Origin of the sequence: Zunongwangia mangrovi (assembly GCF_900112105.1) — a bacterium.
GTDB lineage: Bacteria > Bacteroidota > Bacteroidia > Flavobacteriales > Flavobacteriaceae > Zunongwangia > Zunongwangia mangrovi.
This window is the reverse complement of the sequence record NZ_FOKV01000006.1, coordinates 1-14,836: the sequence shown is the minus strand read 5'-3', so window position 1 is coordinate 14,836 and position 14,836 is coordinate 1. Positions and strand designations below refer to the sequence as shown.

The window sequence follows — 14,836 nt, the reverse complement described above, 5'->3', positions numbered from 1 at the left end:
CTTGAATTTTATCGAATCTTGCCTGGTAGTCTAGAATTACTGATGTGAAAAGTTAAAAAAATCTTCAGCGATAATTTACTGAAAAGTAAAGTTTAAAAATATCGCCCTGGTCTCCATTTTATCGATATTTCCAGTGAATCTTCCATCATTAGGAGCATCATCGCGAATTAACTCGTCATTAAATCCAAATACCCCACGAATAGAAGGCGTAAATTTGAAGTAATACAGGTAAAAATCGATACCAAAGCCAATTTCCCAATTGTAATTATTGGTGGTCATTCTAAATTGCCCAGCATAATTATCGTCGGTTTTATCTTCATTACTGGAAAGGTTGGCTGAATATGAAACGCCGCCAATCAAAAATGGCCTAAAGTTATTTAAGCGATTGGTGTTTATTTTTAGCAATAGCGGAACATGAATATAGGTAGAATTGATTTCGCGATACCTGTTTTCTTCGTTTACACCGTTACCTAAAGGAAAATAAAATCCTCGGGAAGCAAAATTAACACCCGGTTGCAATCGTAGATCAAGATTTTTATGAAGTTTTAAGTTTCCTAAAAGACCAACATTAAAACCAATATTTCTTTGTACGGCTACTTCGCGACCGGTACGCGGACTGCTATCGTACTCGTTATATTTAAAATTGAAATCGTACGAATTGAAACCCAAAAAATAACCCCACGACCATCGTTTATTATCGATATCTACACTTTGCTGCACTTTTTCTTTCGAGAAAAGCTGTGCCTGCGCTTGTGTAAATGAAAATAAAATGATGAATAGTAAGAAATATCGTTTCATACAATTACCTTGATAATTACTTGGATGCGTTATAAATGGTAGCAACTCCTAAAGTTTGTGGATCACTTGCTACATTTGTAAACCCAATTTTCTTTAAAATATTGTTGAATTTTTCTCCGTATGGGAATTCTGCCGCACTTTTACTTAAATACGTATAGGCTTCCTTGTCTTTAGAAAACAATTTTCCAATAGTAGGCAAGATCAAACTGCTGTAAAACTTGTAGCCCTGTTTAAACGGAAATTTAGTAGGAACCGAGGTTTCTAAAACAATAAACAATCCACCTTTTTTAAGCACACGGTAAATTTCTGATAGGCCAAGTTCTAAGGTCTCAAAGTTTCTAACTCCAAAAGCAACAGTGATCACATCAAAAGAATTATCCTCGAAAGGTAAAGCTTCAGAGTCTCCCTGGATCATTTCAATCTGAGTTTGCAGGTTTTTGGACATAATTTTTTTACGACCAACCTTAAGCATTCCTTCAGAAAGATCTAAACCAACGATCTTTTTAGCATCGGCAGCTTCAGCGATCTGGATGGCAAGATCTCCGGTTCCGGTTGCAATATCCAAAACAGTTTCTGGCCGGTGGTCTTTAACCATTTGTACCACCTTTTTTCTCCAGCTAACATCTGTTCCCATCGAAATTACGCGGTTTAAGCCATCGTAATTCCCAGAGATGTTATCAAACATTTTCTCTACCTGTTGCTTTTTGCTTTGCGAAGAACCTTGATACGGAGTAACTTTTTTGCCCATTTTTGCAATTTTGGGTCAAAGATAAGTTTTATAGAATAATTTGTAGATAAACATTTCTGAATTGTTCTTATCTCCTCAGTTTTAGGTTTATTCAAAAATAACTTACATTTGCTACTTCTTTACAATTTTAAGCTGTTATATGAAGATAATTATCGCCGGCGCGGGTGAAGTGGGCTTTCATTTAGCTAAATTACTTTCTTTTGAATCACAGGACATTACCCTAATCGATCCTAATCGGGATAGGTTGCAGTATGCAGATACGCATCTGGATATTCGTACTATAAAAGGAGATGCCAGTTCGATCGCGATTTTAAAGGAAGCACAGGTAAAATATACCGATATGCTAATTAGTGTAACTTCTAGCGAAGCGACTAATATTACGGTTTGTGTTTTAGCGAAACAGCTTGGTGCAATGCGAACGATCGCCCGAATTTCGAATACCGAATTTTTAGAGAAAAAAGAAGAGATTGGTTTTACCCAATTTGGGATAGACGAGTTAATTTCTCCGGAAGCCCTGGCGGCGCGAGAGATTGGATTATTGCTGAACCAGTCGGCCTTTAACGATTCTTACGAATTTGAAGAAGGAGCGCTAACTATGATTGGTTTAAGTTTATCAAGAACGGCGCGATTTGTAGGGAAAACAGTGAAGGAAGCAGCCAGGATATTTCCGCAGCTTAATTTTGTTCCTATTGCGATTCAGCGTTTTGGTACGCAGTATACCTTAATTCCGCGTGGAGATACGCAATTTAAAGAAGGAGATCAGGTATATTTTATTACGCTTAAAAGTGGGGTAGAAGAATTATATAAACTTACCGGAAAAACCAAACAGGAAATTAAAAGTGTAATGATTCTGGGCGGTAGTAAAATTGGGCGAAAAACAGCCCGAGATCTTGGCCGAAATAACTTCAACGTAAAACTTGTTGAAACCAATAAAGATAAAGCCTACGATCTTGCAGACGAGTTGCCTAATACTTTGATTATTCATGGCGATGGTCGTAATGTAGAATTGCTGGAAGAAGAAAACATTCACGATATGGATGCTTTTATCGCTGTTACCGGTAATTCTGAAACCAACATCATGTCCTGCCTGGTAGCAAAATCTAAAAGTGTAAAGAAAACGATAAGTTTAGTTGAAAATATGGATTATTTTCAGTTAAGTCATTCTATAGGAATCGATACACTGATCAATAAAAAACTTCTTGCAGCAAATAATATCTTTAGATATATACGAAAAGGAGAAGTAGTTGCCATGACCAAGCTGAACAATATGAATGCCGAGCTTTTGGAATTTATTGTGAAGCCGGGATCTCAGGTAGCTGATAAAAAAATTAAAAACCTTGATTTTCCTCGTTCAGCAATTATTGGTGGGATTATTCGTCATGGTGAAGGGATTATCGCTTTAGGTGAATTTTTAATAAAACCCGGCGACCGAATTGTGGTTTGCTGTCTTCCAAGATCTATTAAGAAGGTTGAAAAATTATTCCTGTAATGCCAAAATTAAACTTTAAGGTCATTTTGCATGTCATGGGGCTGCTGTTAATTTGTAACGGTGGTTTTATGTTGCTATCGGTACTTATTAGTTTTATTTATAAAGATGGCGTAACTCTCGGGATGTCTGCCGCAGCTTTGGTGACCTTGCTTATTGGTACGCTACTCATGTTTACCACTCGTGGCCATAGAAAAGAATTAAAAGTACGTGAAGGTTATATCATTGTAAGTTTTGGCTGGATCTTTATGGCGCTAAGTGGTTCGTTACCTTATGTGATGACCAAAGCGATACCAGATTTTACCAATGCTTTTTTCGAAACTATGTCTGGTTACACCACTACAGGAGCCTCTATTTTAAATGATATTGAATCGATTCCCAAGGGAGTTTTATTCTGGCGGAGCTTAACGCACTGGATAGGAGGGATGGGAATCATCGTTTTGGCGATTGCTATTTTACCATTATTGGGAATAGGTGGAATGCAGTTATTTGCTGCGGAATCTCCCGGGCCAAGTGCAGATAAACTGAAGCCAAGAATTACCGATACGGCAAAGCGTTTATGGTTAATTTATGTAAGTTATACTGCTGCTGAAACACTTTTGTTAATGCTTGCAGGAATGGACTTTTTTGATGCTATAAACCACGCATTTAGTACCTTGTCGACTGGAGGATTTTCTACCAAAAATGCCAGTATGGCCTATTGGAACGATAATCCAATGATCCAGTACATTATCATTCTATTTATGTTCCTGGCGGGTAGTAACTTTGTGATGAGTTATTTTGCGTTTAAAGGTCGTGTGCAACGTGTTTTGCAGGACGATGAGTTTAAATGGTATTTCTATTTTGTAGGAGCTTTTACTATAATTTCATCGCTAATTGTATATTTTCAGGCAGATGTTTCATTGTCTTCTATCGATCATCCAATGGTTTTGGGAGAAGGCGAAAGTGCTTTTCGGCATTCTTTATTCCAGGTGTTAACGGTTATTACGACTACTGGATTCGTGTCGGCAGATTTTACGATGTGGACGCCATTCTTAACGATCTTTTATTTTGGAATGTTCTTTCTTGGTGGTTGTGCCGGGAGTACAGCAGGTGGCGTAAAAGTGATGCGGCATATTATTATGATTCGTAACGGATTTATTGAATTTAAACGTACGCTTCATCCCAATGCGATCTTGCCGGTGCGCTTCAATAAAAAGTCGATTAACAGTGATATTGTATTTAATATTCAGGGATTTTTTATCCTTTATATGTTATCTTTTATTATTGGTGCGGTGGTTTTGGCAGCTTTAGGTTTAGATTTTGAAACTGCTATTGGTGGCGCGGCTTCTTCTTTAGGAAATATTGGTCCTGCATTTGGAGCTTTGAGCCCTGTAAATAACTTTGATCTGTTACCAGATTTTGGTAAATGGTGGTGTTCTTTTTTAATGCTTATAGGAAGATTAGAATTATTTACCGTTCTAATTATCCTCACCCCATTCTTCTGGAGAAATCGTTAAAAATCGATCTGTTTTAAAAGTTCAACCTCGTGATCAATACGTTGTATCATTCGTGTTTCACTTGCTACGATGTCACTAAATAAAATATCGAAATTTAGCATAAAATCTCTTGTTTTTGTTTCAGAGTTTAAGCTCATAAAACGATCCCACCATTTATTTTTAAACTGATTGAAATTTTCTAAAGCTGAATAGGTTTTTGAAATATTCTGAATAGAAGATATATCTAAATCCTGCAGAATATTAGCCGTTCTAATGCTTTGGAACATGCTTGTTTCTATACTTGGAATCATTGGGCCTTTCCAGTTTTCAATTTTATTGATGGGCGCATATTTAGATTTAAGATAAGGAGTGTTTAATTCGTTTTCAGTAACATTGCTGAAAAGTTTATGGTAGTTTTTTTCTAATATTTGATGATATGCAACTGAATTTTTTAAGTTTTGTCGGTTAAAGTTGAGTTCTTCAAGCATTAGATCGATCGATGTTCTTAGTTCCTTTTTCCGTTTATTTTTTGAAATATTTTCGCTTACGATGATTCCTAAGAAAATCCCAAAAGCAACTACTAAAATTTCAAAAATATATTTTAGAATCGATGCTTTTGAAATGCTTTTTGAAATCGATTTCATGCTTAGAATATTAAAAAATTAGTAGTCTAAAATACTAATATTCAGTATAAAACAGAAATAAAAAAACCGGCATTAGCCGGTTTTTTTATTGTTGCTTTTCAGAAAGTAAAACTATTCAGATAAAGCAGATTTTATTCTTTTTAATGCCTCTTCGATCTGTGCTTCGCTTGCCGCATAAGAAATTCGAATACATTCTGGATTACCAAAAGCATCACCGGTAACAGTTGCTACAAGGGCTTCTTCTAATAAGAACATAGAGAAATCTGTTGCATTATTTATGGTATGCCCTTTAATTGTTTTTCCGAAGTAAGAAGAAATATTTGGGAATACATAAAAAGCACCTTCTGGCTCTGTAGTTTCAAAACCTTCGATTTCGTTTAATAGATCGATAATTAGCTTTCTTCTGGTTTTAAAAGTATCTACCATGTAGCTAATCTTGCTAACTGGAGCTTCTAAAGCAGTAATTACTGCTCTTTGAGCGATACAGTTTGCGCCACTGGTTACCTGTCCCTGTAATTTATTACAAGCACGTGCGATCCATGCAGGAGCTCCAATATAACCAATTCTCCAACCCGTCATCGCAAAAGCTTTTGCTACACCATTTACGGTCACAGTACGATCGTACATGTCTTCAAATTCTGCCATAGAAGCATGACCACCAATGTAGTTAATGTGCTCGTAAATTTCGTCACTTACAATGATAATATCAGGGTGCTTCGCTAATACATCGGCTAAAGCTCTAAGCTCTTCTTTAGTATATACCATTCCACTTGGATTACATGGAGAGCTATACCAAAGCATTTTAGTTTTAGGAGTAATTGCAGCTTCAAGTTGTTCTGGAGTCATTTTAAAATTAGACTCTAGCGTTGTAGATACTTCAACAGGAATACCTTCTGCAAGTTTTACGATTTCAGCATAACTTACCCAGTAAGGGCATGGTAAAATAACTTCGTCACCAGGATTAAGCATAGCTAAAGCTACGTTAGCTAAAGATTGCTTTGCACCTGTAGAAACCACGATCTGAGGATAGGTGTACGTTAAGTTATTATCTCTTTTGAATTTAGTAATAATAGCATCCTTAAGCTCTACATATCCATCGACTGGCGTGTACGAGTTGTAGTCGTCATTGATAGCTTGAATAGCGGCATCTTTAATGAAATCTGGTGTATTAAAATCTGGCTCTCCAAGTGAAAGCCCGATCACATCCTTACCTTCAGCTCTTAATTCACGCGCTTTCGCTGCCATTGCTAGCGTTTGCGAGGTTGCTAAATTGTTAATCCTGTTAGAGAGTTTTTCTTGCATTTTAAAATGATTAATAAATAAGTATTAAGACGATATTGCAGGCTTTGTTCCCATTTCTTTTAAATATTTAAAATGGGCGATAATCGCTGCGCGTGTGGTTTTGTATTCGTTGTATGGTAAATTACATTCCCTTGCCGTTTCTTTTACGATCTCTGCGATCTTCGAATAATGGATATGGCTAATATTTGGGAAAATATGATGTTCTACCTGATGGTTTAGGCCACCGGTAAACCAGTTTACTATTTTATTTTTGGTTGAAAAGTTAACCGTGGTAAATAATTGATGTATCGCCCATGTATTTTTCATCGAACCTGTATCATCTGGTAAAGGCATATCGGTTTCTTCAACAACGTGGGCTAATTGAAATACCACACTTAAAATTAAACCTGCTGTATAATGCATTATAAAAAAGCCGATCAAAATCTTCCACCAGGCAATTGATAAAATAAGCATTGGTAGTACGATCCAAACCGAAACATATATCAATTTAGTAATCGCAACAGTGCTCCATTGCTTTATTGGGTTAGGCATTTTTCCGTAAGAAAGTTTTCTTTTTAAGTATCTTTTTGTTTGCTTGAAATCTGTGGTAATCGCCCAGTTGAAAGTTAAAAGTCCATATAAAAAGATAGAATAATAATGCTGAAATTTATGAATTCTGTGCCATTTGGCATGTTTTGAAAAACGAATGATCCTACCCGCATCTAAATCCTCATCATGTCCATGGATGTTGGTATAAGTATGATGAAGCACATTGTGTTGCACCTGCCAGTTATAAACATTCCCTGCAAGGATGTAAATGGTGCCTCCCATAAATTTATTTACCCATTTTTTGGAAGAATAAGAGCCATGATTTCCGTCATGCATAATGTTCATTCCTACTCCTGCCATTCCTATCCCCATAACGATGGTAAGTAAAAGCATCCACCATTGGGAAATGTTGAGAGTGAGAATAAGGAAATATGGCGTTAAAAATAGCGAAAACATGATCGCAGCTTTTAAATGTAATTGCCAGTTTCCTGTTTTTTTGATGTTATTTTCTTTAAAATAACTGTTTACTCGCTTGTTTAGGGTTCTAAAAAATTTTGCAGAATCCTTGCGAGAGAATCTTATATGTGGTTGTGATAAATCCATTTTTAAACTTAAACTATAGTCAAAGGTAAAATATTATACTTTCGAAACGAATTAAATAGCCACTTTAATACTAAATTTCTAATTTTGTTCAAAATTTGATCAGTTGGAATTAATCAGGAAATATTTTGACGGACTAAGTCCGCAGCAAATAACTCACTTCGAAAACTTAGAAGATCTTTATAAAGATTGGAATCTTAAAATTAATGTGGTAAGTAGAAAGGATATAGACGAATTGTATCTGCGTCACGTTTTGCACTCCTTAGGGATTGCAAAGGTGCAAAAATTTAATCCAGATTCGCACATTCTTGATGTTGGGACTGGAGGTGGTTTTCCAGGAATACCTATGGCTATTCTTTTTCCTGAAGTAAATTTTCATTTAGTAGATTCTATTGGTAAAAAAATGAAGGTAGTAGAAGAAGCCGTTGCAGGTTTAGGTTTAAAGAACGTAAAAACCACGAACGATCGTGTTGAAAATGTCGATGGACATTACGATTTTATCATTAGTAGAGCAGTAGCCGCAATGCCAACTTTTGTGCGATGGACAAAAGGTAAAATTGCTAAAAAAAGTAATCATGAATTGAAAAACGGAATTCTCTATTTAAAAGGAGGAGATCTTTCAGAAGAACTGGCAGATTATCAAACCGCCAAGATCTATGAACTAACCGATTATTTTGAAGAAGATTTTTTCGAAACCAAAAAAGTGGTGCATTTGCCACTAAAGTATAAAGGCTAATAAAAAGCGGAGAAATTACTCCGCTTTTTTGTTTTTATAACTTCAAGAACTACAAAAAATAGTCTAAATTTATCTAATATCGATAGGAAGTTTTTCGATAATTTTTGGAAGTGATTTTTACTTTTCGCTTCTTAGAAAAAATTAGTTCCTTACAAATTTTAAGTTGGTGACTCCTTTTTCTGTAAAGAGTTTAAGGATATAAACGGCAGAACTCATCTTGTTTTCCATCGGAATATAAATCTCTTCGATCACTGGTACTTCATTGAATTCTTTGATCAGACTTCCATTAATATTGTAAATAAGAATTCGGTCTATTTTTATGAATTCCGGGTTTTCAAGGTATACGCTTTCTTCATCAGAAAGATAAGCTATGTTGAAATGCCCGGTAAGCTCATCTTCTTCGTCTTCAGCTTCATCTTCATCAGGTATCTCTGGTTTTTGAGGATCTTCCGTATTATCATCTGGGTCCTCACTATCGTCATCTTCATCCTCAGAATCATCAGGGTTTTCTGTGTCAACATCTTCTTCTTCCTCTTCTTCGGAATCACCATTATCCTCGTCATTTTCTTCCTCTTCTTCATTACCTTGCTCTTCTTCGGAATCACCATTATCCTCGTCATTTTCTTCCTCTTCTTCATTACCTTGCTCTTCTTCGGAATCATCTTCTTCTTCCTGATTTTCTAATTTCTGAAAAGTAATGGCAAATCTATTATTGTGATATCCACTATCTATCGTAGCAATATATTTTTCGGCCCTTAGGTCAAAATAAGTGCTATCACTGCGATCCAGAAGATAGATTTCTTTTTCTGAGGAAATGTTCTCCAAGGAGTCGATTTCAATATAAAATTCATTTGCAGAAGTAACTAAAACTCCCAGATCCAGCGTACGATGTTTATTAAAATCTGGTACTCCCTGAATTACCAAGGGCTGGTTGTCTAACAGCCAAAACATGTCTTCGCGCTGGCGGTCGTAAAGCGGGGCATCGTAGCCAAGATCGAAGCCAGAAGTTGTATTCTCATCGGCTCCCACAACGATCTGACGATTAATTCCTCCTGGAGATCTAAAATTCAATCTAATTTTTTGACGCTCATCAGCCTTCAGTTCTACACTAGCATTTTTCATAAAAACACTCTCCGGTCTCAAAAACTGAGATTCTTCTTCTGCGCCTTCTTTTCTAAAGACTCTTTGTTCGTTTCTAAAAAGAATATCTCCTGCAGTTATAGTAACATTGCTATTCGAATTATTTAAATAGCTACTAATAAAGAAGCCCTGCCCAACCGGTATATATCTTCCTGGCATCCTTTCACTTTGAGCATTTGTTGCGTTAATTCTTTCGTCTGTTGCAACTGCTGGTACACTTCCTATTAAATTTAGAGTAGCATACCCACCCACATAATCCTGTAAGTAGTGAGAATTGCTTTGTCCAAAATGATCCCAAAAATAGATAGCGCCGTTAAACAAGTTCTTATCTCCTGTAGCACCATTAACAGAGCCACTATCCAAATTATCTAAGATAAATTGCTCAGCATCTATTGCTGAAGGATAAGGATTCCCTATAAGGAAATTTTCATCTGGTTGAATTGCTAAGGTTATATCGCCATTGTTAGGTAGACCTGTGAATGTATAATTTTGGAGTGACGAAATATCTACTGAACCAGAGGTTCCTTTCATAGTATAACCTTCACCAGCGCTTAATGTAGTGTTTTGGTCTATTTGTTTCCATCCAGCGTAGGTTGCAGTTTGATGAAAAGTATTCAGCCAGTAAGTACTAATTCTTTTTTCTCCGGAATAACTTCTAGAATCTGCCCAGGTATATTGTCTCTTAAAAGAGATGTTCTGAGTTTTATTTGGATCTGTACCGTCCTTAAGAACTTCAGCAATCGTATAGCCCGAATTTGCGGTAGTTGTACTAACTGGTGATGACCAATAGTTGTAGTTATAGGAATTTGCTGTTCCTTGTTGATCTCGAAGAATATTTCCCGTACTATTTGGATCGAGCACACTACCTTCGGTTTGAATAAGTTGAGATTCGCCATTTAGGTCAATCACTCCATCTAAACTCAAGTAATCTGTAACGATCAATGGATTACCTGCGCTACCTCCCGGGGGATTGGTTCCGTTGATATCTAAGGTGTCTGAAATTGATATCAAGCCAAGTAATTGTAATGCTTGAGTACTGTTGGTATAAGGATAGAAAACATTTTTAGAAATCTCGACAATATTCCAGTCGATCGTTGTGTTTCCGTCGATTCCATATGCTCCAGGAGCTTTCCAAACCTGCCTTTCTGATACTTCTTTTTGGTTGATTACAGCAGCTAATCTCCAGGTGGCGTCATTGGTCCAATCTAAACCTTCTTCATTTAACACATATGGAAGTGGCGCTGTATTTTCCTGAGAAGAATTTATATTTCTCATCAGGCCACTGGTATTGTTACCTGTAAAATCTGGAGTTACACCATCAGCAAGTGCTTCAGAATTTCCTATAAGCTGATAATAGGCATCAAGGTTGTTCCAGCTTAGATCACCAGGTACATCTAAAGGGATCACGGTTCCTCTAAGTGGATTACTATTTACCTGTATTCTTTGGTTCATTAAAAATCGAAGCTGCTCTTCAGTAAGGCTTTTGTTCCAAATTCTTAGTTCTTCGATCCATCCGTCAAAATAATTAGATGGTACATCTGGATCTGCACTATTGTAAATAGCACCAATGATAAATGGAGCAGCGTTATCTTCAGGTAAGTTTGCGCTTCGGCTGGAGAGTCGTACACCATCTACATAAAGGCGTATGGTTCCATCTTCGTAAATAACGGCAACATGATGCCAAATTCCCTGGGTAATACGATAGGAAGTAGAAATCGAATTGCCATTCCATCGAAATGCTGGTGAACCTCCATTGATCACAAAATCATATCCACCAGTATTAAAATTTTGAATGTCTTTTTTAGCTAATATTGTCTTGGTGCCAGTACTATTCTCGGCTTTGATCCAGGCTTCTACTGTGAATGATTCTTTATTATTCATGTCGAATGAATCGCCCATTAAGATATGATCGTCTACACCATCAAAATCCAAAGTGCTGCAATCAGCAGACATTTTTAAATTAAGTTCGTCGTAATTAGAACAATTTTCATTAAAAATGGTCCATCTTAATATATACTCACCTTCATCACCGCTAAAATCTGAGTTTGGATTTGTAGCATCGCTAAAGGTGTAATTTGCCGGACCGCTTTCTACAGTCCAGATTCCTGAGCCGACTTCAACAGTATTTGCTTCTAGAGTAGTTTCATAATAACCACAACCCAATTCCTGATCACTTCCGGTAATTGCCTGTGTCAGTTGCTCTGGTTCGATAATCGTAATGGTTTCTATCGCCTGGCATTGATTGCTATCTATAACAGTCACGGTATATTCTCCAGGATCAAGACCACCTAAAGTCTTACTTGTAGAGCCTGCAGCATCATTCCATAAATATTCATAAGGTTCAACTCCTTCTGCAGTATATGGAGTTCCTCCAGACGGATTTACAGTGACACTTGCTTCATCACCGTAACACACTGGTTGCTGAATATCGAATTCCATTGATATCGGCGTGTCTGGTTGTGCTATAGTTACTGTTGGAATTTGGAAAACGGTTCCTTCAGCGTCTTTTACCCAAACATCATAATCTCCAGCTTTCAGAATTCTAAAAACGTTATCAGATTGATAACCTCCATTTGCATTCGATTTGCTGTACTGATATGGAGCTCTACCACCAGAAGCCTGTACTGTAATAGTACCAAGTTCAGAATCAAAACAATTTAGCTGATTTGGTGTTGCCTGAGCATACAATGGTGTGAAAATTATTTCCTGGTTATTTGTAGAAAAACATTTTGGGTTTTGACTTTGCCCACAGGATCTTTTTTTCTGATTGGAATAAGTAAGGTAAATATTGTCAATCGATACTTCATCCCCACAATTGTAATTTATAGGTATAGCTCTTGCTTCAGAAGGTATGGCCTGTTCTTCGTAAAAACATCCATTTTCTTTTGTAACCGTTGTAATTCCTGTTTCCAGACTTGTTACGCTATAGGTAAATTCAGCATAAAGAGAATATCTGGTAGGGTTTTGATCTAGGCGAACGTAAATATATTTTTGTCCACCATCATTACAGTTAGAAGAATTTACCCTATTCCCATTTGCATCCCCAATATAGTAGCCTACAAGGCTAAAATCGTTTGACCCACAATTGTCTACATAGCATTCACCAACATATTGGTAGTAAATAAAGTCTTTACTTACACCTTCTGCATCAGTTACTGTAAGGGTGATAGTTCTATTTCCTTCATTTGGATAAGTCACTCTATGCGGTCCTATCCCTGAATTAGATGAGTATGTGCCATCGCTATCAAAATCCCAGGTGTAGGTATAAGGAGCAACTCCACCTTCGGCACTTCCGTCTAATACCTCAAAATATGAGGTTCTAATACTGTCTTCTCCTTCACATATCGAAGTTGGTAAAACTTGCGCTCTTAAGATTTCATTTACCCGAACATCAATAGTCTCACTACAGCCATTTCTATCCACAACAGTTAAGGTGTAGTCTCCAGATGCCAGATCTGAAGCTCTTCGTGTTGTGGCAATAATAGTCGAGTTTCCTGCAAGTCGCCACTGATATGTGTAACCTGCTGTACCACCAGTAACATTGGCCGTAGCACTACCAGTATTAGAATTAAAAACTGTTGTCCTGGTTGTTGAAGCTGTAACTGAAAGTGCTGCTGTGGGTTGCGTAATTGTTACATTTTCAGCAATGATTCTTTCACACTCTAGATTATTTTGATCTCTAAGTTTTAAGATATAGATTCCAGTAGAAAGGTTGCTGAAGTAAGGAGAACTTTTCCAGGTATTTCCATTATCGATGCTATACTCATAAGCATCACTGCCGCCAGAAACACCAGTGAAATCTATGCTTCCAGATGTTCCGCCAAAACAGGCAACATTGGTGGTGTTGTAGCTAGAATTAAGCCTGTCTGGCTGTGATACATTGGCAATTTGTTGAAAAGAGCAATTATTTGCATCTCTTATAAAGACCGTGTAGTTTTCAGATGATAAATTTGCGAATGTTTTGCCAGATTGGAAATTGATATTGTCTATTGAGTATTCGTAAGGAGCAGTTCCGCCGGTAATATTTCCAACTATGATTTCTCCGGTAGAAGTGCCATAACAGGAAACATTGGTAATTGTAGGTGCCGTTGCTGAAATCGAATTAGGCTCTATAATTGTGATATTTTCTGTGGTAGGGCAGTTATTCGCGTCCAAAACTGTTAGCGTATAGTTTCCTGAAGATAAATTTGTGAAATCTCCATCAGATTGAAAGTTTGTTCCATCAATGCTATAGCTGTAAGGAGCCGTTCCGCCAGAAATTGTTCCTGCTGAAATTGTCCCATCATTGCCACCAAAACAAGAAACATTTTCGGTAGTCGCCGGAGCCATGGTTAATTGATCTGGCTGCGTAATTTCGATATTTGTTGAAATCGAGCAGTTATTTGCATCACGCACTATTAGTGTATAATTTCCTGCAGAAAGACTTTCGAAAGTGGAAGTTGTAAAAAAATCAGTTCCGTTTATTGAATATTGATACGGAGTGGTTCCTCCCGAAATCGTTCCTGCGGAAATTGACCCATCATTGCCACCAAAACAAGAAACATTTTCGGTAGTTGCCGGAGCCATGGTTAACTGATCTGGCTGCGTAATTTCAATTTCTTCTGAAATGGAGCAGTTATTAGCATCACGAACAGTGAGTGTGTAATTTCTTGCGGAAAGATCTTCGAAAGTTGAGTTAGTAAAAAAGTCAGTTCCGTTTATTGAATATTGATATGGTGGAGTTCCACCCGAAATAGTTCCTGCTGAAATCGACCCATCATTGCCATCAAAACAAGAAACGTTGGTGGTTGTTGCCGCCGTCATTTCTAATTGCTCTGGCTGGGTAATTTCGATATTGGTAGAAATCGAGCAGTTATTTTGATCACGCACCGTCATCGTGTAACTTCCAGCATTTAGATCTTCAAAAGTTGAATTTGAAACAAAATCAATCCCATTTATCGAATATTGATAGGGTGGAGTTCCACCTGAAATCGTTCCTGCGGAAATTGACCCATCATTGCCACCAAAACAAGAAACATTTTCGGTAATCGCCGACGTCATTGATAACTGGTCTGGCTGGGTAATTTCAATATTGGTTGAAATCGAACAATTATTTGCGTCTTGCACAGTCAGTGTATAATTTCCTGCTGAAAGATCTTCGAAAGTTGAAGCGGTAAAAAAATCAGTTCCATTTATCGAATATTGATACGGAGCTGTTCCTCCAGAAATAGTTCCTGCTGAAATCGATCCATCATTCCCACCAAAACAAGATACGTTTTCGGTAGTTGCCGGAGCCATTGTTAATTGATCTGGCTGCGTAATCTCAATACTTGTTGAAATTGCACAATTATTTGCATCACGAACGGTGAGTGTGTAATTTCCTGCGGAAAGATCTTC

General features: G+C 37.2%; 9 protein-coding genes. 3 read left to right on the top strand and 6 right to left on the bottom strand.

The annotated features are described in order from the left end of the window. Positions 1 to 75 precede the first annotated feature (75 nt). Both porT and ubiE read right to left on the bottom strand, forming a co-directional pair. Positions 76 to 798, bottom strand: a complete 723-nt coding sequence (gene porT / locus BM201_RS13005; RefSeq protein WP_092543333.1) for a type IX secretion/gliding motility protein PorT/SprT — start codon at positions 796 to 798, stop codon at positions 76 to 78. Between the two features lie 16 nt (positions 799 to 814). Next, the gene (gene ubiE / locus BM201_RS13000) at positions 815 to 1,546 is read right to left on the bottom strand and encodes a bifunctional demethylmenaquinone methyltransferase/2-methoxy-6-polyprenyl-1,4-benzoquinol methylase UbiE (RefSeq protein ID WP_092543331.1); all 732 of its coding nucleotides are present in this window, start codon (positions 1,544 to 1,546) and stop codon (positions 815 to 817) included. Between the two features lie 139 nt (positions 1,547 to 1,685). Between ubiE and trkA the strand changes: the two genes are divergently transcribed. Together trkA and BM201_RS12990 are read left to right on the top strand one after the other, a co-directional pair. Continuing rightward, on the top strand, positions 1,686 to 3,035 hold the full coding sequence (gene trkA / locus BM201_RS12995; RefSeq protein WP_092543329.1) for a Trk system potassium transporter TrkA: 1,350 nt from the start codon (positions 1,686 to 1,688) through the stop codon (positions 3,033 to 3,035). Further along, entirely contained in the window at positions 3,035 to 4,531 is a 1,497-nt protein-coding gene (locus BM201_RS12990) for a TrkH family potassium uptake protein (RefSeq protein WP_092543327.1), read from the top strand. The genes trkA and BM201_RS12990 overlap by 1 nt, the downstream gene beginning before the upstream one ends. Here BM201_RS12990 and BM201_RS12985 read toward each other — a convergent pair. The 3 genes from BM201_RS12985 to BM201_RS12975 form a co-directional block, all read right to left on the bottom strand. Then, complete coding sequence (locus BM201_RS12985; RefSeq protein WP_092543325.1) at positions 4,528 to 5,154, bottom strand: hypothetical protein; 627 nt, start codon at positions 5,152 to 5,154, stop codon at positions 4,528 to 4,530. The genes BM201_RS12990 and BM201_RS12985 overlap by 4 nt on opposite strands. 111 nt (positions 5,155 to 5,265) lie before the next feature. Further along, the gene (locus BM201_RS12980; protein WP_092543323.1) at positions 5,266 to 6,456 is read right to left on the bottom strand and encodes a pyridoxal phosphate-dependent aminotransferase; all 1,191 of its coding nucleotides are present in this window, start codon (positions 6,454 to 6,456) and stop codon (positions 5,266 to 5,268) included. Between the two features lie 24 nt (positions 6,457 to 6,480). Beyond that, positions 6,481 to 7,587 (bottom strand): fatty acid desaturase family protein, encoded by a 1,107-nt coding sequence (locus BM201_RS12975; protein ID WP_092543321.1) that lies wholly within the window; start codon positions 7,585 to 7,587, stop codon positions 6,481 to 6,483. 103 nt (positions 7,588 to 7,690) lie between these two features. On the opposite strand from BM201_RS12975, the gene rsmG reads away from it, so the two are divergent. After that, complete coding sequence (gene rsmG / locus BM201_RS12970; RefSeq protein WP_092543319.1) at positions 7,691 to 8,320, top strand: 16S rRNA (guanine(527)-N(7))-methyltransferase RsmG; 630 nt, start codon at positions 7,691 to 7,693, stop codon at positions 8,318 to 8,320. Positions 8,321 to 8,461: 141 nt separating this feature from the next. Here rsmG and BM201_RS18135 read toward each other — a convergent pair. Continuing rightward, positions 8,462 to 14,836, bottom strand: a 6,375-nt coding sequence (locus BM201_RS18135) for a LamG-like jellyroll fold domain-containing protein (protein ID WP_245758638.1), incomplete at its 5' end; no start/stop codon positions are given.